Source organism: Chlorobiota bacterium, from assembly GCA_016710285.1.
Classification (GTDB): Bacteria; Bacteroidota; Ignavibacteria; order OLB7; family OLB7; genus OLB7.
In genome coordinates this window covers 2,968,424-2,992,718 of sequence record JADJXR010000001.1, presented here as the reverse complement: position 1 = coordinate 2,992,718, position 24,295 = coordinate 2,968,424, and the positions used below count along the sequence as shown (strand labels likewise).

The following is a 24,295-nucleotide window of genomic DNA, read 5'->3' as shown; positions in this document are numbered from 1 at the left end:
AACGATGTTCTGCGGTTGTTGGCATGGCGTGTAGCTCCTTTCGGCAGTCGGATTCAGCAACGGATAGAGGGGCTGCGGATTGCAACCGCCCCGCACTCCCTTGTTAAGATTATCACACAGCGGCCGGCTCGGGCTGCGGGATGTCGCTGGCGGTTTTTGCTTTGCCGTCGCCGTTGATGCTGGGAAGATCGTCGCTTACCTGCGGCGGCGCGGCGGCTTTGCTTGCAGCAGGTTTTGCAGGCTTCTTTTTGGATGCCACAGCCGGCTTGCCAACGGTTTTCGTGGCTTTGCTTTGCTCCTTTTTCTTCCCCACTGTTGTGGCCTCATCACGGTGGGCCAGCGCAGCTTTAACGAAGGCTTTGAACAGCGGGTGAGGCTCCACCAACCGCGACTTCAACTCAGGGTGGAATTGGCAGCCAACAAACCACGGGTGGCCCGGGATTTCGATCATCTCCACCAGCTTTCCATCGGGGGAAACGCCGCTCAGGACCAGCCCGTTGGCCGTTAGCGCGTCGCGGAAATTGTTGTTGACTTCGTAGCGGTGCCGGTGGCGTTCGCTGATGAACTGTTCGCGGTAGGCCACCAGCGCGCGGGTCTTTTTCCCGAGGATGCAGGGATACGCCCCCAGGCGCATCGTCCCCCCTTTTTCTTTCACGTTTTTCTGGTCGGTCATCAGGTCAATCACGCTGTTGGGGCTTTTGGCGAACTCGCTGGAATTGGCATCGGCAATGCCGCAGACGTTCCGGGCGAACTCAATCACCGCGCATTGCATCCCCAAGCAGATTCCAAAAAATGGGATGTTCGATTCGCGCACGTGGCGGATGGCTTTGATCTTCCCTTCCACCCCGCGCGAGCCGAAGCCCGGCGCCACCAGCAATCCATCAATCCCTTTCAACGCGTTTTTCACGTCGGCGGGGGTGTGCAGATTTTCGCTGTCAACCCAATGCAGCTCCACATGGGCGTTGTTGGCGGCCCCGGCATGGACGAACGCCTCGATGATAGATTTATAGGCATCCTGATACTGGGTGTACTTTCCGCACAGCCCAATTTTCACGGTCCCGTTCCCCGGGTGCTTAATCCGCCGGACGTAGTTGGACCAGACTTTCAGGTCCGCCGGCGGAGCTTCGATTCCCAGCTTCCGAAGCACGATGTTGTCCAGCCCCTGCTGGGCGTAGATCAGCGGAACCTCGTAGATGGTGCTGGCATCGCGCCCCTCGATCACTGCGTCGCGGTCCACGTTGCAGAACAGGGCGATCTTCTCGCGAATCTCCTTCACCAACCGGTGCTCGGACCGGCACACCAGAATATCTGGCTGAATGCCGATCTCCAACAACGTTTTCACCGAGTGCTGCGTTGGCTTGGTTTTCAGCTCCCCCGCGGCCTTGATGAACGGGACGTAGGTGAGGTGGATATGGAGCACGTTTCCGCGCAGCTTCTGGTCCAGCTGGCGGGTGGCCTCAAGGAAAGGGAGCGATTCGATGTCGCCAACGGTTCCGCCGATTTCAATCAGGATGATGTCGTAGCGGTCGGCAAGCGCGGTCATCCGCCGGGCGATTTCATCGGTGATGTGGGGGATCACCTGGACGGTTTTCCCCAAATAATCGCCGCGCCGCTCCTTGCTGATAACCTCGAAATAGACCTGCCCCGTAGTGGTGTTGTTTTTCTGGGCCATGGACTGGTTCAGGAACCGTTCGTAGTGGCCCAGGTCCAAGTCCGTTTCGGCTCCGTCGTCGGTCACGTACACCTCGCCATGTTGGTAGGGCGACATGGTGCCGGGGTCAACATTCAGGTAGGGGTCGAACTTTTGGATCGTCACCCGAAGGCCACGCTGTTTCAGCAGCAACGCAAGCGATGCCGAGGTGATCCCCTTCCCCAGCGACGAGAGGACACCGCCGGTGATGAAGATGAATTTTGCCTTGTTCGTGTTGGTATTGGTGTTGCTCATCGGTAGAACGTGGCCACCGCGACGTGGCCAAAAAAGAGAGAGAGGTTGACCGGAAGAATAACAACAGCAATGCCCCGGCTTTCACCGAATTGTGATGGTTCGGAGATGGGGAGTTGTCAGTTGGTTGCTGTTGCGGGGGCGCAACTTAGCGAAAGTTCCAAAACAGCCGAACCCAGCGATGAAGCAAGGGGGAACGGCGTGGAGATGGAGCAGGGAGAATCGCCAAAATTCCAACAGAATCGGGCTTTTTGTTATCAAGACTTCAGATTGTGACGGGGTTTCCGGCTGCGCCACCGCCGGAAGCAGACGCGCCCGCAGAAATCGCGCAGAACGGATTGGCCGAATCTTCCCGGACGGTTATTTTGCCCCCCGTTCAGCGGCAACGCCCAATCATTCCTTTCCACTTCCAAAACCTTTTCCAAAACCTTTTTCCACCGATGCGAATTCTTCACACCGCCGATTGGCATTTGGGCCGCCGCCTTAAGGAGCACTACCGCCACGATGAGCAAGAAGCAGTTTTGGATGAGCTTTGCCAGATTGCCAACGAGGAGAAGATTGACGCAGTGGTGATTGCCGGCGATGTGTTCGACACCTACAACCCACCCACCGAATCCGAATCGCTTTTCTACCGGACGATGACCCGATTAAGCGACGGTGGGCGAAGGGCCGTGATCGTCATTGCCGGCAACCACGACAGCCCCGACCGCCTTTTGGCCTCGGACCCGTACGCCCGCGAGCTTGGCATCATCACCGTTGGCCACCCGAAGGAGGCGCCAGCAACGTTCGAGCGCGGGACCGAGCGGGTTAGCTGCATCCAAACCGCCCCTTCGTTCGTGCGGGTCCGGACCCCACGCAATGGCGAACTCCTTTCCATCCTTGCGCTCCCCTACCCTTCCGAATCCCGATTGCGCGAGGTGCTAACCCGCGACCTTTCCGACGAGGAAGCCGCGCTGACCGACTACAACCGAAGGATCAAAGAGTTCATGGAGGAAACCGCACGGCTGTTTACCGACGGCGGCGCGAACATTGTGGCAAGCCACCTGTTTGTTGGCGGCGGGATAGAGTCCGAATCGGAGCGGCCAATTCAGGTTGGAGGGGCGTATGCGGTGGACCGCCAGAGCTTCCCGGCATCGGCGGGATATGTGGCGTTGGGCCACCTGCACCGCCCGCAGGAACAGCATGGCCAGCAGGACCTTCCGGTGCGCTACTCCGGTTCGATCCTTCAATACAGCATGAGCGAGGCCGGGCAGCAGAAATCGGTGACGGTGGTGGAGTTCGCCAGCGACGGAAAGGCAACGTACCGCACAATCCCGCTGACCGCCGGGCGGCAACTGGTCCGCATCCATGTTGAAAGCATCGCCGAGTTGGAGGCAAAGATTGCCGAGATCGGCTCGCAATCTTGGATTGATATTTCCCTTCTGCTCCAGGAACCGTTGGAGCCGGAGTATGGCCGCCGGCTGCGCGCCGACTACCCGCGCATTGTGGACTTTAACCCGCGCTATCATCGTTCCGATGCTGAAGGTTCGGAGCTCAGCCTGGGGAGCCTTACGCCCGAGGAGCAGTTCCGCCGGTTCGTCCACAGCCTTCACCAGGAGCCAGTCAGCGATGCGGTGATGAAGCTGTTTTTGGAGCTGGTGGGCACAAGTTCTGACGAGGAGGGTTCGGAGGGATGACCAACAAAAAACGGGGCGTGCCGACCACAGCACACCCCGTTGAATTATTGCTCCACCACTATCTCAGTTGATAGCTCCGTTGGCTACCGGTACAGCCCTGGCCACCGTTTCGGATCGGCTTCGTTCATGATGGCGTACACCGCCTCGAACACCGTCTCCGGGTTTGGTTTGGACCAGTACGCGCCGTCCGAGCCGTACGCTGGGCGGTGGGGCGCGGCGGCAAGCGTGCGCGGCTGCGAATCCAGCCAGCGGTATCCTTCTTGGCCTTCTATCACCTGCTGCATCATGTAGGCCGACGCACCACCCGGGACATCTTCATCAAGGAAGAGGATGCGGTTGGTTTTCTTCAGCGACTGGACGATCATGCCGTTGCGGTCGAATGGAAGAAGCGATTGCACGTCAATCACCTCCGCCGAAATCTCCGCGCTTTGCAGAAGCTCGGCAGCGTCCAACGCCACGCGGCAGCAGGCCCCGTAGGTGACGATGGTGACATCGGTCCCTTCCCGCAAAATTTCCGGCACCCCCAGCGGCAGCGTGAACTCCCCGATGTTATCGGGCAGTTGCTCCTTCAAGCGATAGCCGTTCAGAACCTCCACCACCAACGCAGGCTCGTCCGATTGCAGCAAGGTGTTGTAGAATCCTGCGGCCTGGGTCATGTTCCGCGGCACCAGCAGATGGATGCCCCGAATCAGATGGAGTATCCCCGCCATTGGGGAACCCGCGTGCCACACCCCCTCCAGCCGATGCCCGCGCGTGCGAATAATCACCGGCGCTTTCTGGCCCCCTTTGGTCCGCCATTGCACGGTTGCAAGGTCGTCCGACATCAGTTGCAGGGCGTAGAGGATGTAATCCAGGTATTGGATTTCGGCGATTGGGCGCAGCCCGCGCATCGCCATTCCGATTGCTTGGCCAAGGATTGTGCACTCGCGAATGCCGGTGTCGGAAACGCGGAGCGCGCCATATTTGGCTTGCAATCCCGCAAACCCCTGGTTCACATCGCCAAGCTGGCCAAGGTCTTCCCCAAAGGCAATCACCCGTGGGTCGCGGGCAAGCGCGGCATCGAAGCAGGCGTTAAGAACTTCGGACCCGTTCTTCATCGGCGAGTCGGGACCGAACTGCGGCGCAACCGCCGGGATGTTCATGGCCGACTGGGCCGACTGGCTGTGCAAATGGGCTGCGAAGGAATCGTGCGCCGCCGCGTCCTGTTGGCGTTTCCATTCGGCAAGGGCGGTTCGGGCCGGGGTGGGGGCGTTGCGCGTCAGGATCAGCACACGCGCCGCTGCCGAAACAGCGTCCATGAAGAACGGCTCGCGCAGGCTTGTCAACTCATCGGCAATGCTCTTGATTGCCCCGGCTTCTGCTGCCCCTTCGGCAACGTTTCCAATCAACGCAACCACCGTTTGGATTGCAGCCTGGATTGGCGCGGTGTAGGCGTTCCAGGCGCGTTCTTTCATCTCCATCACTGCGGTCTTTTCTTCTTCCTCCATTGCGTCAATTTCTTCGGCGGTGGCGATGCCGCTGGCAATCATCCACTCCCGCATCTTCTTCACGCAATCGTGCTCACGCTCCCACTCCAACCGTTCCGGGGATTTATACCGTTCGTGGCTGCCCGAGGTGGAGTGGCCTTGCGGCTGGGTGACTTCCACAACGTGGATGATTGCGGGGACGTGGTCGCGGCGGGCGGTGTCGGCGGCCTTCAGGTAGGTTTCCACCAGTGCCGGATAATCCCAGGCGCGGACCACGTAGATGTCGTAGCCCTCATCGGTTTCGGGCTTCCGCTGGAACCCGCGAAGCAGTTCGCCAACGTCGGCTTTCGTCACCTGGAACTTGCTGGGGACAGAGATGCCGTAGCCGTCGTCCCAGATAGAAATCACTGCTGGGGATTTCAGCACGCCAATGGCGTTCACCGATTCCCAAAACATCCCTTCGGCGCAGCTTGCGTTGCCAATCGTCCCGAAGGCAACTTCATCGCCGTTGCGGGAGAATTGGGTAAGCGATTTCAGCTCCTCAAGCTCGCGATAGAGTTTGGAAGCATAGGCCAGCCCCACAAGGCGGGGCATTTGCGATCCGGTTGGGGAAACGTCTGCCGAGGAGTTCGGCATATCGGTAAGGGTTTTCCAGGAGCCATCGGGGTTAAGGCTGCGCGTGCCAAAGTGGCCGTTCATGGAGCGGCCCGCGCTGGCGGGTTCGGCCTCGGCATCGGTGTGGGCGTACAGCTGGGCAAAGAACTGTTGAACGTCCGACATCCCCGTGGCAAACATGAACGTTTGGTCGCGGTAATATCCGCTGCGGAAATCGCCGTTGCGGAAGGCGCGGGCCATTGCAAGCTGCGGCACCTCTTTGCCATCGCCGAAGATGCCGAACTTCGCCTTTCCGGTAAGCACTTCGCGGCGGCCAAGCAAGCTGGCTTGGCGGCTTTGGAACGCAACGCGGTAATCGCGGATGATCTCCGCACGGTCCAGGGTCCAGCTTGATTCCTTCTTCTTGTTTTTCGTGGTTGTTGCCAATGCAGTCCAGAGGTTAGCGGTTCATGGATACGAGAGAGGTGGGCCAGCGGTGAGAAGAAAAGAGTCCGAACTGACCCGCCAACAATCTACGCATCACCAACTGAATGAGGCACGGCGGCGTGTTGCGAAACGTTTTTGGAGGCACAGCGGGAAGCTCCGCCAACGCAGCAAGCCCCCTCCCCGCCTCCCCCAATTCTGGGGGAGGGGCCGGCAGAGGTGGTGTGAGGTCCAGAGAGAAAAAGATCAATAGTAGAAACCCATTTCCCCCCAGCATTGGGGGGACGCGCAGCCGCTTGCGGCGGTAGCCGAAGGTCTTTAGCCTTCGGCGTCTCATCACCAACCCGCCAACGCAGCAAGCCCCCCTCCCCGCTTCCCCCAATTCTGGGGGAGGGGCCGGCAGTGGTGGCGTGAGATCCAGAGAGGAAGTATTGAAAGAAGGAGGTAGCCGAAGGTCTTTAGCCTTCGGCGTCTCATCACCAACCCGCCAACGCAGCAAGCCCCCACCCCGCCTCCCCCAATTCTGGGGGAGGGGCCGGCAGTGGTGGTGTGAGGTCCAGAGAGAAAAAGATCAATAGCCAAACCCATTTCCCCCCAGCATTGGGGGGACGCGTAGCCGCTTGCGGCGAAGCAGGGGGGCGCGGCGGGAAATCGTGCGATGCCCCCCACCTCTCCGTTCTTGCTCATTTTTCCAAGCCTGTAACCTTGCAACTGGGTGGGGCGTTGTTTGCTGGCCAGAAGTCCTTTCCCTTCCTAAAACAACGCTTCACGGATAACGAACCCATGCGCTACCTCCTTGCCTTGTTGTGCCTCCTTTTCTGCTCCCGATTGCTGGTTGCTGGCGGGCGTTCCGCCGATGCGCCCCCCTTCTCCCCCAACGTCCTCCCTACTCTTGAAGTCCAGCGCACGGCAACCCCGCCAACGATTGATGGAAAGCTGGATGACCCCTGCTGGCGCGATGCCCACGTGGCGACGAACTTCTCCGAGTTCACCCCCGGCGACCGTGCGAAGCCGCCGGTGAACACCGAAGCAATGGTGGCCTACGACGACCATCATCTGTACGTCGCCTTCCGTTGCTACGATGACCCCACGGCAATCCGTGCTTCGTTCACCAACCGGGACTTAGCCTTCAACGATGACCAGGTTGGGCTGATTCTTGACACCTACGGCGATGCCGGGCGGGCCTACGAAATTTTCACGACCGCAAACGGTGTCCAGGGCGATTTGCTTTGGACCAACGACAACGAGGATGCCAGTTTCGACATGATCTTTGAGTCGGAAGCGCAGATCACCAACGACGGCTACCTTGTGGAAATGGCGATCCCGTTCAGCAGCATCCGATTCCCTGACCAGCCGGAACAGAAGTGGCGGGCAACCTTCTGGCGGATCCACCCCCGCGACAGCCGCCGCGAATACTCCTGGTCCGCCATCAGCAAGGATGATCCTTGCCAGTTCTGCCAGTATGGAACGCTGACGGGAATCAAGAACATCAAGCCCGGGGGGAAGTGGCAATTTCTTCCGGCGGTCATCGCTTCGCAATCGGCCACGATAGCCAACCCCAACGACCCCAACAGCGGGCTGAAGAATGAGCCGGTGAAAGGGGATGCAGGGCTTGGGATCCGCTACGACTTCACCCCAAGCATCACCGGCGAGCTGACGATCAATCCCGACTTCAGCCAGATTGAATCGGACAACACCCAGCTTGGGCTGAACACCACCTTCGCCCTGTTCTACCCCGAACGCCGCCCGTTCTTCCAGGAAGGGAGCGACCTGTTCGACACGTGGATCAACGCCGTTTATACCCGCTCGATCAACAACCCGCTGGTTGCCGCAAAACTGATTGGGAAATCGGACAAACTGAGCGTTGGGTACATCGGCGCGTATGATGAGAACACGGCATTGCTGCTGCCGTTCGAGGAGTTCACCGGGTTTGTGGCAGGCGCGGACGATGCGCCGTTGCGGAGCGTCTCGAACATCCTTCGCCTGCGCCGCGCTTTTGGGAACAACAACTACATCGGCGCAATGGTCACAGACCGGCGGTTGATTGGCGGCGGGTCCGGAACCACTGCCGGGCTGGATGGAATCGTGCGGTTTGCCGGGAACTGGCAGGTGGAAACGCAGTTCATGCTTAGCCACACCAAAGAACCGACCGACACCGTGCTAACCGAGGCATACCGAAACATCCGCTTTGACGAAGGCCGCCACACCGCCAAGTTCGATGGAGAGACGATTGAGGGAACCGCCGCCTACGTTAGCCTTGAACGGGGCGCGCTGAACTGGTCCATGGACTTTGATTACACCATGAGCAGCCCCGGATTCCGCGCCGCCGATGGCTTTATCTTCAACAACAGCCGCCACGAGGTCAACCTCTGGACCGGCTATGCTTTTTACCCAACGGAGAGTTTCATTTTTAGAATCCAGCCAAACGCGACGATAGGAAGGGTTTGGAACTGGGAGGGAACGCCGAAAGATTTCTGGCTACGGCCCGGGGTGAGCTTTGACTTGAAAGGGCAGACAAATTTTTCGCTGGCATATCTGATAAGCCATGAGCTTTTCCGGGGAGTTCAGTTCCCCGGGATACGCCGCATGGAGATCAACATCTCCACCAATCCGTGGAAGGAAGCCTCGGCAGGAACGTGGATGTCGTTTGGAAGGACGATTGCGCGCTCGATCCCAACGCCGGTTCTGGGGCGCGGCATGGATATCAGTCTGTGGGGAACGTTCAAGCCGTTCGAGCGGCTGACGATTGTCCCCGAGGCGATTTACTCCAATCTGGATTATCCCGATGAGCGTGGGAATATCTTCGAGGCAACCATCCTCCGTTTGCGTTTGGGGTATCAGTTCAACCGCGAATTGTCGGCGCGGCTTGTGTGCGAGTACGTCACCGAAGGGGAGCTGCTCCGGCTGGAGCCATTGCTGACCTACAAGCTCAACTCCTTCTCGGTCTTCTATCTTGGATCCTCGCACGCCATGGCCGATTATCCCGCCCCCACAGGCCTAACCCAAACCGACCGCCAGCTGTTTCTGAAATTCCAATACCTCTGGAAAGTGTAGCCCATGCGGCTCCGTGCGAGGCCTTGCGGGCGGCTCCCCCTCTTGGGAGGGAGCGGGGGGGTGGGTTGGGGACACATCCGAAACCGCGCCCACTTCCGAATCTCAGGATCACCAAGCCTCGGTGGACAACAGAAACCACCGCCTGTTCGGTGCTTCCCCCGAACCCACCCCGCCCTATCGGGCACCCCTCCGTGGGAGGGGGACGCTTCGGGAATTTTTGGTGAGGCTACTCGGCAGGCTAAAGACCTGTTATCAATCCCGACGGAGGTCGGGGCCGCTACCCCTCATCACCCTGATATCCGCTCCGGTAAATCAGGATGGATACAGAAAGGTGAGTTCGGAGACACCTCCGAACTCACCTCAGAAAGAAGCCTCACCTCTCTACTTCACCACCTGCATCGTCTTGGAGAAGACCTGCTCCCCGTTGCTTGTTTGGGTGGTGAGGTGGTACAGGTAGGTTCCATTTTTCCACGTACTCACATCCAGGGCGATGGTGTGATTTCCGGCGGGGCGGCTTCCTTGATCGGCGGTGGCCACCACATTGCCGGCGGCATCGAACACCCGCAGCACCGTGCGCTGGCTTGGCTCCGCCAAGGTGTAGCCAATCGCCACGTTCCCCGTTGCCGGGTTTGGGATGCTCTGCTTCAGCGTCTGGTTCTCCGATAACTTCAACCCCGCCACCGGCTCAGTGATCGCGCTAGAGATCAGGCCGTTGATGTCCGATCCATTGTAGAGCATCAGCACCGGCTCGAAGATAAGGCCGTAGATTGCGGTCAGCAGTTTCTGCTGGTTTTTAATCTCCCCAATCCCCTCGGTAATTTTTTCCCGAATCGTTGCCACTTTCTCCCGATCCTCCTTGCTGAGTTGGTCCTTGTTCTGGTCAACGAAGGTGCTGGCTTGGTTGGCCACAAGGTCAATGAACTCGGAGAAATCGCGCAGCACTTGGTCGCGAAGGTTATCCAGCCCCGGGCGATATCCTTCCGACAAGTCAATAGCCCCGGCAAGAATTTTTCCCGATTCGCTGGTGTCCTGAAGCATCATCTGGCGAATGAACGGGAGCATCATCATCGGGTCCATTCCCTCCATCTCCTCCTTCATGTTCTTCTCTTTTTCCGGCGTGGTTTCCGTTGATGGTTTGCTGCTGACACCAAGATGGAAACTGAGGAAGTTCTCGCCTGCGCTGGCATGAAGCATTGTGCTAAGCCCGCCATCGGTCAGGCTCCAGCGGATCCGCATGCGGTTCAGCCGGGCAAGGTCGTCGGGGCTGAGCATGGCATCAATCTGCCGTTTGTAGCCGTTGATTTTGTTCAGCCAGTATTGGCTGAACACCCCACCGATCTGCTCCGTGAACTTGTTGGCCAGTGCGTCCCGTTGCTTGTCCGTTTGCGTGGGGAGCGTGTCGCGGCCTTGCACGCTTTGGTTGCCATTTGGGGTGTTGCCCCGGTAGCGGGGCATTGACTGCGCCGCTGGTGCCGATTGCTGCGTGGCTGCTGGCGCAACTGCCAGCGGCATGGCCATCGGCTTCTGCGCTGTGGCCGGAAGCGATGGAGCCGCAATGGTTTGAAGTTCGGACTTTTGAAGTTCGGGTGCTGATTCCGTTGGCCCAAAGTAGAGGGTGCCGATGCCAAGCAGACCGGCCAGCCCAAGAATCGTGAGTGTCATGGTTGTTGCTCGTTTGGTTGTACTGCGTGAAGTTGGCGTTTGGAGTCGCCGGCCGGACGTTCCACTGCCATTATTGATACTGCCATTATTGATAATCGTGCGGATGCGACCCTCCGACGGCAGCAAAGGGACTTGCTTCGCCTGTGCGAACAGATCATCAAGCTGGTTGCTTTGGTTCTTGTTCATCGGTGAATCGCTGTTGGTATTGTGATCGTTGCTGTTCCGTTTTCTGGAGCAATTCCGTTGCTTGCGGGTGTCCGTTCCGGGTTGGTTGCGGGCCGTTCTGTCATCAATTCCGCAAGCCGCTCGCGCCCCCGCACCACGCGTGACTTCACCCCCGAAAGCGTCCCTCCTTGGATCTGTTGGATTTCCTCCAGCGGCAGGTCCGCGACCTCGAACAACACCACGGCTTCGCGCTGGCGTTCGGGAAGCCGGGACAAGGCTTCGTACAGGATTCGGATTTCGGCAGCGACATCGGGCGCGGTGCTGGTGTCGCGAAGTTGCTCGGCGTGTTCTTGGCTGAACATCCCCCAAAATTTCCGGCGGCGGCGTGTCCTGCGGTGAATCCGAACGGCAATCCGAAGCAGCCACCCCGGAAATGCGGATTCATCGCGCAGCTGGCCAAACCCTTCCCATGCTGCGGCGATTGTTTCGGCAGCAAGATCCTCGGCTTCGTCGCGGTCCCGCGTCATGGCCCAGGCAAACCGCGACAATCGCGGGCGCATCGGGTCCAGCAACCGCAGAAACCGTTGTTGCCGTTCTGTTGTATGTTGTTCGTGCTGGGAAGACATCAGGCCTGATGATGATTACCGTCAGCGTGTGTGCGTACTATCCATGTGCCGCAAACCGGATGGAAAGTTGCAGCAGGTGTGTTGCGCCGCACGATGCGGGGTGAATTTTCGGAGGACTTGATGAGAAACTCCAACGGCTCCGTGCGCGGCCTTGCGGGCGGCTCCCCCTCTTGGGAGGGGGCGGGGGGGTGGGTTGGGGACATATCCGGAACCGCGCCCACTCCCGAATCTCAGGATCAGAGCCTTCCGGAACCAACGCAAAACCCCGCTCGTTCGCTCGTTCCCCCGAACCCACCCCGCCCTATCGGGCACCCCTCCGTTGGAGGGGGACGCTTCGGGAATTTTTGGTGAGGATCACCCAGAAAGTGAGCAAGAAAAATTTTGGCACTTTGGAGCGTGCCTCTTGGTGCAAGCACTCTATCAAATCCTTCAACCATTCATGGCCCGTCCTCGTTGGCTTCTTGCTCTTTCTATCCCTATCGCGTTGCTGCTGGGCGCGTTGCTGGTGGCGTATTTCACCATTGTGGCCATGCCGCTGCAAACCTTCCACGGCCCGCTGCCAACACTGACCCCAAAGGAGCAAGCACTGAGCACGGAGATGCGCCGGTACGTGTACGATTTGGCGGAAGAAATCGGCGAACGGAACGTTGAGCATTTCCCACAACTGCAAGGCGCGGCAAGCTACATCACCGCAACGTTGGAATCGTTCGGATACCATGTTGGGAAGGAGCCGTTTGTGGCCAACGGAAAAACCTGCTGGAACCTTGTGGCCGAAATTCCGGGCGGCGCGGCGAAGGACATCGTGATTGTTGGCGCACACTACGACACCGCCCCCGGCGCGCCCGGCGCAAACGATAACGGGTCGGGGGTGGCAGCAACGCTGGCGTTGGCGCGGGCCTACGCCGGGAAACAGCTTTCGCGCACCATCCGGTTTGTGTTTTTTGCGAACGAGGAGCCGCCACACTTCCTGCAAGGAAGCCGCATCTATGCCGCCAGATGCCGCGCCCGCAACGAGGCGGTCCGCGCCATGTACAGCATCGAAACGATCGGCTGGTACTCCGATTCAGTCGGAAGCCAAGCCTACCCCTTCCCGTTCAATCTCTGCTATCCTTCCACCGGAAATTTCATTGCCTTTGTGGGGAACATGGACTCGCGTGCGTTGGTTACGGAAGCAATCTCGGCATTCCGGCAAACCACGGCGTTCCCTTCGGAGGGAGCAAGCGCGCCAGGGTGGATTACTGGCATCGGCTGGAGCGATCACGCTGCCTTTTGGGAGCAAGGCTACCAGGCGATTATGATTACTGACACCGCCCCCTTCCGCTACCCCTTCTATCACACCGCATCAGACACCCCCGACCGCTTGGATTACGACCGCATGGCCCGCGTGGTTGGCGGCCTACGGGCCCACTTGAACGCGCTGACGTATTGAGCTTCCCCCCACTGCGCCGCCAAGCATTCGTCCGGCCACCGCAGCGGCAGCGTTGTGCTTTTCACCGAAGCTCCATCTCTCCGGCCAGCATCACCGTGGCATCCCCTTCTAAAAAAACGTTCTGGATCCCCCCCTCTTCCACGGTGAAGCCAACGTACAGCGTTGCGCCGCTGGTGGTTGTAACGGCCACCGGCGCAGCCAACCCAAACAGGAGCGCGGCAACGATTGCCGAGGCGATTGCTCCGGTCCCGCACGCCCCCGTTTCGGCCTCCACACCACGCTCAAACGTCCGCAGCTGAATGCCCGCCCCCCCTTCCCTCACCTGCAAGAAGTTTGCGTTTGCCCCCTCCGGCCGGAACGCCTCGTGGTTCCGAACCGCCGCGCCCCAGCTGGCCACATCAAGCTCCGAAATGTTGTTGGGATTGCTGGCAAGGGTTTCCAGAAGAAGGATTGCGTGGGGCGTTCCAACATCAACAAAATGGTAGGATTGCGCCGTGCCGAACAGGCTGAACGATTGGTGAAGCGCAACCCTTCGTGGATTGGGAAACCGCACCAGCACCCCCCGCTCGGTAAGCCTTGCCCGATACTCCACCCCAGCGTTGGCAAAAGTCACAGCATCGGGGTTGGCAATAAATCCGTGGTCGGCAGCGAACCGCACGGCGCAGCGACCACCGTTGCCACACATCATTCCGGTGGATCCGTCGCGGTTATAGTAAAGCATGGTGAAATCGTGGCTGCCGGGTTGGGAATCGCCCGGGCGTATCGCCATGAAGCCATCGGCCCCGCCGTGCGGTTGTTCTTGGGAGCAAAGCAGCGGAGCCAGCGAAGCAAGGTCCAGATTGGAAGGGACGTGGCGGCTGTCGGCCACGATAAAGGTGTTCCCCGCGCCGGACATTTTTTGGAATGGAAGGATCATGCCGCAAAATAGCAGGATTGCAAGGCTTGCGGACCTCCGTGGGTGGTGGGCTGGTTGTCGTGTCCTTTTTGCCGTATCTTTTTGCCGTGATGATTAGCCGGAAGAACCCGTTCTTTCCATGAATAGGCCATCGCCCTTTTCCATTGCCTCAATCCGTTCCCGATCGCTCATGCGTTTGTTGGTTGCCATCTCTCTTTTCTTGGCCCTGCTGGCCTGCTCCGCCGTGGCGCAGCCCGCCGCCGTGCCCCCCGTTCCCCCCAGCGATCCGTTCGACACCATCCTTGTTGATGCCACCTACGTCCCTTGCAACGACACCACCGAGTCCATGCTGATTTTCACCAGCGGGCGGGGGATTTACGCACGTGGGAAGGAAGGGGTGGTTTTCTCGATCACCACCGGGCTGGTGGACGACATGAAAACGGCGGTGATGGCAGCGGAATCGGCAACCGACACCGCGTCGCTGGACAGTTGCACCACGGTTGGGGTGATCCTTGCCGGCCCCCGATTTCTTCTGATTAACAACACCGCTCCAACCAAACAAACCAAGCCGATTCAAGTCCGGCTAGAACGCCTGCGGAAGTTTGCACGGAAGAAGTTGGAAAGCGCGATGGAGCGATTATCGGAGGTAAGCTCGGAAGAACCAGACACCGCCATTGTGACGTTGCCGGAAATGCCGATGGACCTGCTGCAGCAGAACATGAACAACTCGCCAATCACCACGGAATGGAGGTGCAAAGGGAGGGTGACGGTGCGGGCGTATGTTGGCCGGCAAGGGGATGCACGGCGGGCGTTCGTAAGCGATGTGGACGTAAAAGGAAAATGCGGCGCGCTGCTGGTGACATCGGCATTGCGCGGGGTGCTGCGGACCCGCTTCAAACCCGCCACCAAACGGAACGGCTGGCCCACCTCCGCCTGGGTAGATGTTCCGGTGCAATTCCAGTACAAGCGGCGGTGAAGGATACTTCAATTGCACTCGTTAAAAATCTACAGCCGAGGCAAAGAATAATGGCCTTCATCACTCTGGATAAATATGAAAAGTTATCCGATAAATTCCACACTCCGTTATCGTGAAGTCATCGTCTCCTAATCGGAACCCTGGCTTCGTTATCTCAATTCTAAATGCTCCTACTGGAAGCGAGGTGAATTCCACGCAGCTTGAATCAAGTATTGCTTTTGAACGCAATTTCCCTTCGCTGAATAATCGAATTTCTGCACCGGTTGCAACGTAATAGATATTCCCCCTTTCCTTCTGGTACACGACTTCTACGGGGATATTGACACAACGCCCTTCAGCAGGCTCAAGGCGAAGACGAAGGCTCTGCGGGTTTGCGGCAGCGTTGATTGCAACGGCTAAATTCTGAGAAAACGGCCTGAAATCTGGATGCTGTGCGCGGATAATCAATTTCTCTGGGTGGGCAAAATCTCCTGCGAAGGAGACTTCCCCATCGCTGTTTGTGGTGTCCGACACGACAACTCCCTCGTTTACTCTCACAATTTCCACCGCCGCGCCTGGGACAGGCAAACCCATGCTGTCTTCCACTATTCCAGAAATTATGGTAGTGTCGGTTTTGGGGACCACGCCGGTATCGGTTTTCGAGATGGCAACGCTGTCAGGCGGCCCGGAAACTGAAAGTTTACACCCGACCAATCCACCAGAAACCATCGCAAAAAAAATAGCCATGATGCAGGATAGAGAGCCTGCAACGATTATTCCGCTTTTCCTTTTGGAGGTTTTCATCTTCGTTGTAATTGTGGAATAATTCGTGTTGGTATTCCGGTGCAGCGGTGGATGCCCCGATTCATCAAGGCCACCACTCCCCTACTTATTTTTTGCTTCCTCGTAAATCGCTTGGTGGATCGGGTCAATGAACATCAGTTTGCGCCAGACCATTGCATCGTGCGAGCCGGCGAACAGCTCGGCATATTCCCGATATTTCGTGTCGTTCAGCACCCGGACGATGGTGCTGGATTCCACCAGCTTATCAATGGCAAACACAAGGCTGGTAAGGTGGTTGTTGATGGAGTCAATCCCAGCGGCGCGGTTGCTGGCCAGAAGGTCAAGCCCGTTTTTGTGGTAGTTGAAAATGTAGGCTCGCAGCGGCGCAAACCGCGCGTTGGTAAGCTCGCGGATAAATCCAACCCGGGAGTAGCTTCCGGTGACGGCTTGCGTGGTCCAGCCTTTGCTATCGGAGCGAAGCTGAGCGCGTTGTGCAAGCTCGCTTGCACGCTCGTACATGGCGTTGCCGCCATACAGGGTGCGGCTGTCAAGCTCAAGGCCAAGCGCAACGTAGGCGTAGAAATCAATCGGGCCGCTTAAGTAGTCGTAGCTGGTGGGGTCGTGCTGGAACGGTTGGTTGCGGGAGTATCGGAACTCCCAATATTCATCCAGCACTTTCATCATCGGCGTAAGGTTCCCCGAGCCTTCCACTTTGCGTTGGCTTCCCACCAAAAATTTTGCGGTGTAGTAGCCGTTGCCCCCCCCCGTCACCACCACGCTGACGTTCATCGCCACTTTCTCGCCGCTCCAATCTTCCCCTGTCCATTTCATCTCATCAATGTAGCGTTTCATCTCGTCGGCAAATCCGGAAAGTTCCTCCTGGTCGGCGGAAGGGATTTGATCCACGTTGATGCTTACCGATGATTCAATTTCTTGAGCCGTAGCCTGGGGCCAACCCCAAACGAGTGTTGCCAAGAAAAAACCGATCAAAACTGCTGTGCGTTGCGTCATTGCCAGATTGAAGTTTGTAGATTAGTCCGTAGTTCGTTGAACGGAGATAGCCAACGGTGGCTGGCTGGTTGGAGGAATCACAATTCCCCCTTTCTGCGGCTGACGTTTGGCCCCACCACTCTCCGGCTCCTATCAACCGATCTTGAAGATTCCGTATGCCCTGTCCTCAATGCCCGAATCTACTGAAGCCGCTCCACCGGAAAAAGGGGTGGATTGTTGCCGCATTGTTTCTGGTTGGCAAGATAGCGTTTGCCCAACTACCCGTTGCGCCAAGCTCCACCGAAATTGCGCTGGCCGGATCGGGGGCTGCGCGCGCGGGTGAGCTTCCGTTTGCCCGCGTGAACCCGGCATTGGCCGGAACCGTCGGGCGGCGGCTTCATGCCAGCGCCTCCCCTTCTTCGCTTGGCATTGCCGGTTATGTTGACGGCAGCCTTCTTGCCACATTGCCGTTGGATTCCACCTTCAACGTTGGGGTGAACCTTGAGGGATTGAGCGCGGCAACCTACCGGCAGGTTCGCGGCGGCGGGATGGTCGCATTTTCTCCCGATCGGTTTATCACGCTTGGCGCGGCAATCGCCTTGAACTCGGTGAATATTGAGAGCTACGGATCCGCCGTTGCCCCAACGCTCGACGTTGGGTTGCTGGTGCGCCCGGCAGCGGGAATCCGCATTGGTGGCGCAGCAACCAACCTTACCCGCGCCACCGTTGCCAACGAACCACTGCCGCAAACCCTTGCCGTCGGTTTTGCCTTCGACCTATCGCCCGCTACCTCGCTCTCGATTGACATGAGCAACCAGATTGGCCATGCCATCACCACCTCGCTCGGATTCTCCACATGGCTCCTTCCGGAATTGATGATGCGCGGCGGGGTTGGGCACTATCCCACAAACCTTTCGCTTGGGTTCGGCTATCGCTTCGGCGAGTACCTGATTGAGTATGGCGGCGCATGGGTGAACCCCGTTGGCTTGCGGCATTCCGTTGGGGTGGGGGTTGCATGGTAGCCCGCCGCTTGATTCTTGCGGGATTGGTGATCCTTCTCTCTCCATCGCCATCCCTTTTTGCCCAGGCCGATGAAGGCGTTCCCGATGGGCTGGAAATTGAGCTTGAACGAACCGTGGAAGATGCCGGCGAGCAAGGCGACCAGGACCCCGAGTTCTTGGATGAGCTGGAACGCTACCGCACCGCCCCGATGAACCTTTACACCACCACTGCCGATGAGCTGTCGCGGCTTCCTGGCATTACCTTGCACGACGCGGTGGCAATCCTGACCGCTGTTGATAGCCTGAACCCGGTGGAGTTTGAACAGCTTGAGGAGATACCAACGCTGTCGGAGCCGCAACGCGCAATCCTGCGAACCTACACCACCCTTGCCCGGCCCATGAGCCAGATTGATCACCCCTCGATTCCGCTGCGGGCCACGCTTCGTTCGCGGTGGATCCGCGACCTTCAGCCACGGCGGGGATATGGCGATAACCTTCTGCGCCGCGTTCTCCGCCGCGACCCCGCCACGGGCGACTCGCTGGGGGTTGATACCATCTCCATCGGCCCCTCCTATCTTGGCTTGCGCGATGCGTTGATGACCCGCCTAACCTTACGCTACGGCGACCACGAACTGAACCTCACATTTGAAAAAGATGCCGGCGAGCCGCTCACCTTCAACGACACACTGGCGCGCAGCTACGCCAGCCATGAGCTTGTGGACCCGTCGCAGCCGGTGGGGACCGTCCAGCAGCGGCTGGGGGCGTTCGTCAGCGGAAGCGGCGCGGCAACGGTTGGCCCTGTTCGATTGATTGTGGGAGATTTCACCGCAGAATATGGCCAGGGGCTGGCACTCTGGAGCAGCTTCGGCGGGACCAAAGGGGGCGACGCGGTTGATGCCCCCTACAAAGCCGGGCGCGGGATTGTCCCGTATCGGTCCTCGGGGGAGGTGGCGTTTTTCCGGGGTGGCGCGGTGACGTTCAACGAAACCGGGCGGAAGCGGCGCGGGCTTAGCGGAAGCGTCTTCGGCTCCTACCGTTCGTTCGATGCCTCGTTCGATCGCGTGGTGGATGCCGTTGGCGATACGCTGTCGCAAGTAAGCTCCATCGGCACCGATGGCTACCGCCGTACCCGCACCGAGCTGCGCCGAAGCGGTGGGCTGGAGGAACGGGTTCTTGGCGCGGCGGCCCGATACGGTTTCGGCGACGGCCACGTTGGAATTACGGGCTACGACTCCCGCTACAGCGTGGCAATCCAACCCGATTTCTCGCACGATTTTTCCGGCCAACACCTTCAGCTGTTCAGCGTTGATGCCCGCTATCTGATTGGGGGATTCTACCTGTTCGGGGAAGCGGCACGCGGCAGCAACGGAAAGATTGGCGCGATTGCCGGAATCGGCGGGACTGTGGACAACGCGGAATTTGCAATCGCCGGGCGGAACGTTGATGCCGGTTTCTACACGCCCCACGGCGTTGGGTTTGGGGAGTCGCCCACGGCGCAACAGAACGAGCGCGGGGTGTATGTTGGCGTGAAAGTTCCGGTGGTTCCGCGTGGCGTTCTTTCGGGATACTTTGACATCTACCGATTCCCGCAGCAAACCTACTCCGTCCCCTTCCCCATCAACGGAGCCGACGGGATGGTGCAATTCGACTGGTCGCTTTCCCCACGCTTCAGCCTCTCCTGCCGGTTGAAGCAGGAGGTCAAAGGGGACGCGCTGACGTTGGAAGATGGCTCGGGCCAAGAACGCCGCGCCCTGTTCGACAAAACCACCGCATCGGGAAGGATCGAAGCTGGCTACGCATCGGTGGGCGATCGCCTGCGGCTGCGTGCGCGGTTCGAGCGGCGATATGTTGAGTATGGCTCCTTGCGCCCAGCGGCCAACGGAACGCTCACGTTTTTGGACCTTCGCTGGAATCCAATCGCCACGATTTCCCTTGCCGGGCGGGTCACGCTGTTCAACGGCGATAATTTCGACGCAGCGGTCTATCAGTACGAATCGGACGTTCCCGGAAGGTTCACGAACCTTGCGTTCTACGACCAGGGCCAACGGCTCTATCTGCTGGTTCAGTGGGAGCCGGCCGAGTGGGCAACGATCTCGGCCAAATACAGCGAGACCTGGTACCGCAACCGCGCAATCATCAGCCAGGGTGACCTGCAAGAAATCCGCGGCCCGCTGAACAACTCCCTAACCCTGCAAGTGGATGTTCGGCTGTAAGCGTCGGCACATGGCTTGGGGTGATATTGGAAACGGAGGAGCCTACTGAACCGCCAACGCAGCAGCCCCCTCCCCGCCTCCCCCAATTCTGGGGGAGGGGCTGGCATCCGATAACCTGGCCAACAGTAAGCAACGCAATCTTTCTATAAACCATTTCCTCCCAGCATTGGGGGGACGCGAAGCCGCTTGCGGCCAAGCAGGGGGACGCGGCAATAGCCGTTGACGGAGGGGGGGAAGAAGGAGCCGAAGCAACTGGGCAAGATGACTTGTTAAACAACTCCTTTCCGAAATAGTCATGGGCCACGGGATAGATTCCAACTGGGGCTTCCCAGAACTTCACCAAACTCACTGCACCAAAATGAATAGCGTAATAAACAGATCGCTCCTTCCCATTGTTGCGTTCCTCCTCTTGGCCGGAAGCATCGGTTGGGGGAAACCGCAGGGGGAAAGCGTTCAAGAGATCGTCCGCAAAAGCAAGGCGTTGTATGCCACAACGAAAGGGGCAAAGATCACGTTCCAGCAGACCGGCGCGGGTGCCGGGACCATCAACGGAACGCTGGTGTATGGGGAAGGGAACAGATATACCATTGAGTTCTTGAAGCAGACGCTGGTAAGCAACGGCACAACCACCTGGACCTGGAACCGCTCGGCAAACCAAGTGGTGATCTCCAAAACCGCATCCGGCGGCGGACGCCTTACCCCGAACGACATCCTTCGCTCCTTCCCGGGCGATTACGCCACCGAACTGAAAGGGAGCGACAAAGTGAACAAGCGGGATGTGTGGGTTGTTCGGTGCACGCCACGCGGCAGCAACACCATCGGCGACGTAACCGAGGCGATCCTGTACATTGATAAAAAGACCTACCGATTCCAGCAAGTGGCCGTCACAAGCCCTTCGCTGGGGAAGGCAACCATCCGCATCGTCTCGGCCAACTACAACCTGCGTCCGCCAGCCTCCACGTTCACCTTCCAGCCACCGAAAGGGGCGCAGGTGATTGATCTGTCGCGGTAATTGCCGAACTTTGGGAAACCGAACGCTGGAGGGAAGAAATAATCGGAATGATTCCCGGGGCGAGCCTGCCGCTTCCGCCCCGGGCTTTTCTCTCTCTCTCTTTCTCTTTCGGCAGCAATCTGGTTCTGCCCGCTCCATCGGAGTATATCCATCGTTTCTTGCTATCAGGCTTCTTCCTCTCTCCCTCTCCCAACCAACTTTCCATCCATGCCTTCGCAACCGACATCAGCCCAGCAAGCAGCAGAGCAACCGCCGGCACCCATGCCCGCAGCCGCGCCGGTGCAGCTTGCTTCGTTGCCGGAAACGCGGGGCGTTCAAGGGTGGCTAACGTGGGTGTGGAAGCAGGTTTATGCCATTGGGCTGCGGACCGATGAGGACCACGTCTTCATGCTGGCGGCGGGGATTGCGTTTAACATCATCACGTCGCTGGTTCCGTTGCTGTTGCTGCTGCTGTTCGCGCTGGGGTACTTTTTGGATTCCGAATCGGTGATGCGGGAGATCACCCGCTACGTCACCCAGTACATCGTCACCGGCGACAGCCGATTGGAGGTGCTGGACACCTTGAAAACGCAGGTGAACGTTCTGGTTGAGAACCGTGGGATTGCTGGATTGGTGGGCTTTATCGGTTTGCTTTGGACCGCGTCGGCACTGGCCGCCTCAATGCGGCTTGGGCTGAATCGGGTGCTTCGCTGCCGCGAGGAACGGCACTTCTTGATTTACAAGCTCTATGATGTTTTCGCAATCATGCTGGTGGGCTTATTGATCTTCATCAGCATCCTGTTCGGTCCCATCATGCAGCTGGTGATGGCCACCGGCGACCGAATCGAAAACACCCTAAACATCACCGGGCTGGATGGATTTCTGTCGGGGGTTATCAGCGTGGCAACTTCGCTTCTGCTGTTCTATGTCATCTTCCGGTTTATGCCGTACCAGCGGCAGCAGCGGCATATCATTCTTGTTGGGGCAATCACCAGCACGGTGCTGTGGGAAGTGGCGCGCCAGGTGTTTGGGTTTTATTTAACTGAGTTCCGAACCTTCGGCAAAATCTACGGGACGTACGCCTTCCTTGCCGCCGCGGCCATTTGGATTTACTACAGCGCGCTGGTCTTCCTGATCGGCGCCGAAGTTGCTTACCACATCAAGCAAAGCCGCTGGAACGCACGCCGGCAGTTCAACACCCTGGCCGGAATAACCACCCGCACAACGCAGAAGTAGCGACCCCGATTGAATCGCGGCCGCTACTTTGCGCCAACATCACCCTCTGTTTTGGGGGATCAATACTGATAAAATCCTTTCCCACTCTTCCGCCCCAAATGGCCGGCGGCCACCATTTTCCGCAGCAGCGGGCAGGGGCGATATTTGTCGTCGCCAAGCCCTTTGTGCAGGACCTCCATGATGGCAAGGCAAACATCCAAGCCGATGAAATCGGCCAGCGTTAGCGGACCCATTGGGTGGGCCATGCCAAGTTTCATCACCGTGTCCACCGACTCCACCGTTGCCACCCCTTCCATCACGCAGTAGATGGCCTCGTTAATCATCGGCATCAACACGCGGTTGCTGACGAAGCCTGGGTAATCGTGGACCTCCACCGGGACTTTCCCAAGTTTTTCGCTCAGCAGTTTTATCGCCGTGTAGGTTTCGTCGCTGGTGGCAAGCCCACGGATGATCTCCACCAACTTCATCACCGGAACGGGGTTGAAGAAGTGCATTCCAATCACCTTCTCGGGGCGTTGCGTCCCGCCGGCAATCTGGGTGATGGAGATGGAGGAAGTGTTCGTGGCCAGTATCGCCGACTCCTTCGCGTTGGCATCCAACGTGCGGAAAATCTCCGCTTTGATTGTTGGATTCTCGGTGGCCGCCTCGATAATTAAATCCGCCCCCGCAGCCGATCCCACCAAATCGGTGGAAGGGGTGATGCGGCCTAACGTTGCCTCCTTTTCCGCTTCGGTGATCGCTTCTTTCTTCACTTGCCGGTCAAGGTTTTTGGCAATGGTGCCAATCCCCCCCTGCAAGCGTTGCGCGTCCACGTCAACCAGCGTGACGTTGTGGCCGGTTTGCGCAAACACGTGGGCAATGCCGTTCCCCATGGTTCCGGCACCGATAACAAGGATGTTCTGGATTTCCATCTGGATGGTTCTGTATCGTTGAAAGTTGATGAAGAAGACTTGATGAAGGTCGGTTGCCCGCCCGCTTGGAAAGCTGCCGAAAATACAACGCCGAACCCCTCCCGCCGGAGAATTCTCCCGTTCCCAATTGTATTGGCTCCCGCAGAACATGGGGTTGCGGCGCGCCAATGCCAACTGCTTATGGAACCTCGTACAACCCCTCGCCCGGGGTGCGTTGCGCCGGTGCCGAGTCAACCGGTTGCGCGGGGTTGATGGCCGGTTGCGCGCTGCCGGAATCGCTGGGACCCATTGCTGCCGGAGCGGAACAGGGCGCGGGGCAAAGAAGCACAAGCCAGGCCGCAATCATCGCCACGGCGGCAACGGTGCTTACCAGCATTGCCCGCAGCCACGCACTTTTTTTCGGGTCCGATTTTTCTTTCACAGCGGTGGAGGCAAGCTCCAGGGTGTTGGCGGCGGTTGCAGCGTCCACCGCAGCCCCTTCCTCCATCCGTGCAAGGATCACGGTGATGTTATCGCGCCCGCCGGCGGCCAGCGCAGCAACCACCAGCGCGTCGCACGCGGTTTCTAATTGGGGATTGCTTCGCAAGATTTCCGCGATTCGTTCATCGCTGATTTCCGAGTGAAGCCCGTCGCTGCAAAGCAGGAGAAGATCACCCCGCTGCAGCGGAAGCTGGAACAGATCGGGCCGCACCGAAGGCTCCGAACCAAGTGCCCGGGTGACAACGTTCCGCCCGGGAAAATTGGCCGCTTGTGCCGGGGTGATTGCCCCAATGGAAAGAAGGTGCGCCACATGGGAATGATCCTTGGTGATCTGCTGCAACCGCTGGTCCCTGAACAGATACGCCCGGCTATCCCCCACGTTCACCACCGATAGTGTCAGCGAAGTTTCCCCTGCCCCCGTGCCGCGCGCCGCGATTATCCCCCCCACCAACGTGGTCCCCATCACCACCCCCTCCCCACGCTTGCGCGCAGCTTGGAAAATTTCCTGGTTGGCAATCTTCACCCCTTGCTCCATTGCTGCGGCATCGGCCACGGACGGAGCTGCGTTGCTCAGTTCCGACAGGAAGGCCGTGACGGCAATGTTGCTTGCTTCGGCCCCACCTTCGTGACCCCCCATTCCATCGCACACCACCAGCGCGTGGCCGTTGGGAAGGGGAAGCGTTCCCAGCGAATCCTCGTTCTGCATCCGGCGCAGCCCGACATCGGTCCGCGTGGCAATGCGGACCGGGGCGTTGGTGTTGGGTGGGTTGGGCAGGCTCATG

Annotated in this window: 17 protein-coding genes; 8 read left to right on the top strand and 9 right to left on the bottom strand. The window is 58.9% G+C overall.

Annotated elements, in window-relative coordinates:
- Positions 1–112 precede the first annotated feature (112 nt).
- On the bottom strand, positions 113–1,945 hold the full coding sequence (locus tag IPM61_10915) for a CTP synthase (GenBank protein ID MBK8911827.1): 1,833 nt from the start codon (positions 1,943–1,945) through the stop codon (positions 113–115).
- 437 nt (positions 1,946–2,382) lie between these two features.
- Here IPM61_10915 and sbcD point away from each other — a divergent pair, with 437 nt between their 5' ends.
- Entirely contained in the window at positions 2,383–3,618 is a 1,236-nt protein-coding gene (gene sbcD / locus IPM61_10910) for an exonuclease subunit SbcD (protein MBK8911826.1), read from the top strand.
- 83 nt (positions 3,619–3,701) lie between these two features.
- Here sbcD and IPM61_10905 read toward each other — a convergent pair whose 3' ends face one another.
- Positions 3,702–6,125 (bottom strand): transketolase, encoded by a 2,424-nt coding sequence (locus IPM61_10905; GenBank protein ID MBK8911825.1) that lies wholly within the window; start codon positions 6,123–6,125, stop codon positions 3,702–3,704.
- A gap of 780 nt (positions 6,126–6,905) precedes the next feature.
- On the opposite strand from IPM61_10905, the gene IPM61_10900 reads away from it, so the two are divergent.
- A complete protein-coding gene (locus tag IPM61_10900; GenBank protein MBK8911824.1) occupies positions 6,906–9,176 on the top strand; it encodes a carbohydrate binding family 9 domain-containing protein in 2,271 nt (756 codons plus the stop codon).
- Between the two features lie 381 nt (positions 9,177–9,557).
- On the opposite strand, the gene IPM61_10895 is transcribed toward IPM61_10900, so the two are convergent.
- Positions 9,558–10,838, bottom strand: coding sequence for a T9SS type A sorting domain-containing protein (locus IPM61_10895; GenBank protein ID MBK8911823.1), 1,281 nt, complete (start codon positions 10,836–10,838; stop codon positions 9,558–9,560).
- Positions 10,839–11,020: 182 nt separating this feature from the next.
- Positions 11,021–11,629: an RNA polymerase sigma factor gene (locus tag IPM61_10890; protein ID MBK8911822.1), complete on the bottom strand. Its 609-nt coding sequence runs from the start codon at positions 11,627–11,629 to the stop codon at positions 11,021–11,023.
- Between the two features lie 439 nt (positions 11,630–12,068).
- Here IPM61_10890 and IPM61_10885 point away from each other — a divergent pair, with 439 nt between their 5' ends.
- Positions 12,069–13,058 (top strand): M20/M25/M40 family metallo-hydrolase, encoded by a 990-nt coding sequence (locus IPM61_10885; protein ID MBK8911821.1) that lies wholly within the window; start codon positions 12,069–12,071, stop codon positions 13,056–13,058.
- 61 nt (positions 13,059–13,119) lie between these two features.
- On the opposite strand, the gene IPM61_10880 is transcribed toward IPM61_10885, so the two are convergent.
- Positions 13,120–13,974, bottom strand: a complete 855-nt coding sequence (locus IPM61_10880; protein MBK8911820.1) for a diaminopimelate epimerase — start codon at positions 13,972–13,974, stop codon at positions 13,120–13,122.
- 169 nt (positions 13,975–14,143) lie between these two features.
- Between IPM61_10880 and IPM61_10875 the strand changes: the two genes are divergently transcribed.
- Entirely contained in the window at positions 14,144–14,929 is a 786-nt protein-coding gene (locus IPM61_10875; protein MBK8911819.1) for a hypothetical protein, read from the top strand.
- A gap of 60 nt (positions 14,930–14,989) precedes the next feature.
- Here IPM61_10875 and IPM61_10870 read toward each other — a convergent pair whose 3' ends face one another.
- Entirely contained in the window at positions 14,990–15,712 is a 723-nt protein-coding gene (locus IPM61_10870; protein ID MBK8911818.1) for a carboxypeptidase regulatory-like domain-containing protein, read from the bottom strand.
- Positions 15,713–15,793: 81 nt separating this feature from the next.
- Positions 15,794–16,702 carry a DUF4835 family protein gene (locus tag IPM61_10865; protein ID MBK8911817.1) on the bottom strand — a complete coding sequence of 303 codons (909 nt, stop codon included), beginning with the start codon at positions 16,700–16,702 and terminating at the stop codon, positions 15,794–15,796.
- Positions 16,703–16,857: 155 nt separating this feature from the next.
- On the opposite strand from IPM61_10865, the gene IPM61_10860 reads away from it, so the two are divergent.
- The 4 genes from IPM61_10860 to IPM61_10845 all read left to right on the top strand — a co-directional run bounded on the left by IPM61_10860 (position 16,858) and on the right by IPM61_10845 (position 22,122).
- Positions 16,858–17,703 carry a hypothetical protein gene (locus tag IPM61_10860; GenBank protein MBK8911816.1) on the top strand — a complete coding sequence of 282 codons (846 nt, stop codon included), beginning with the start codon at positions 16,858–16,860 and terminating at the stop codon, positions 17,701–17,703.
- Positions 17,697–19,895: a hypothetical protein gene (locus tag IPM61_10855; protein MBK8911815.1), complete on the top strand. Its 2,199-nt coding sequence runs from the start codon at positions 17,697–17,699 to the stop codon at positions 19,893–19,895. The genes IPM61_10860 and IPM61_10855 overlap by 7 nt, the downstream gene beginning before the upstream one ends.
- Before the next feature lie 358 nt (positions 19,896–20,253).
- Positions 20,254–20,907: an outer membrane lipoprotein carrier protein LolA gene (locus IPM61_10850; GenBank protein MBK8911814.1), complete on the top strand. Its 654-nt coding sequence runs from the start codon at positions 20,254–20,256 to the stop codon at positions 20,905–20,907.
- A 207-nt stretch (positions 20,908–21,114) separates the two neighbouring features.
- Positions 21,115–22,122: a YihY/virulence factor BrkB family protein gene (locus IPM61_10845; GenBank protein MBK8911813.1), complete on the top strand. Its 1,008-nt coding sequence runs from the start codon at positions 21,115–21,117 to the stop codon at positions 22,120–22,122.
- A 59-nt stretch (positions 22,123–22,181) separates the two neighbouring features.
- Here IPM61_10845 and IPM61_10840 read toward each other — a convergent pair whose 3' ends face one another.
- Together IPM61_10840 and IPM61_10835 are read right to left on the bottom strand one after the other, a co-directional pair.
- Positions 22,182–23,033, bottom strand: a complete 852-nt coding sequence (locus tag IPM61_10840) for a 3-hydroxybutyryl-CoA dehydrogenase (protein MBK8911812.1) — start codon at positions 23,031–23,033, stop codon at positions 22,182–22,184.
- 178 nt (positions 23,034–23,211) lie between these two features.
- Entirely contained in the window at positions 23,212–24,294 is a 1,083-nt protein-coding gene (locus tag IPM61_10835; protein ID MBK8911811.1) for a Stp1/IreP family PP2C-type Ser/Thr phosphatase, read from the bottom strand.
- Position 24,295 lies beyond the last annotated feature (1 nt).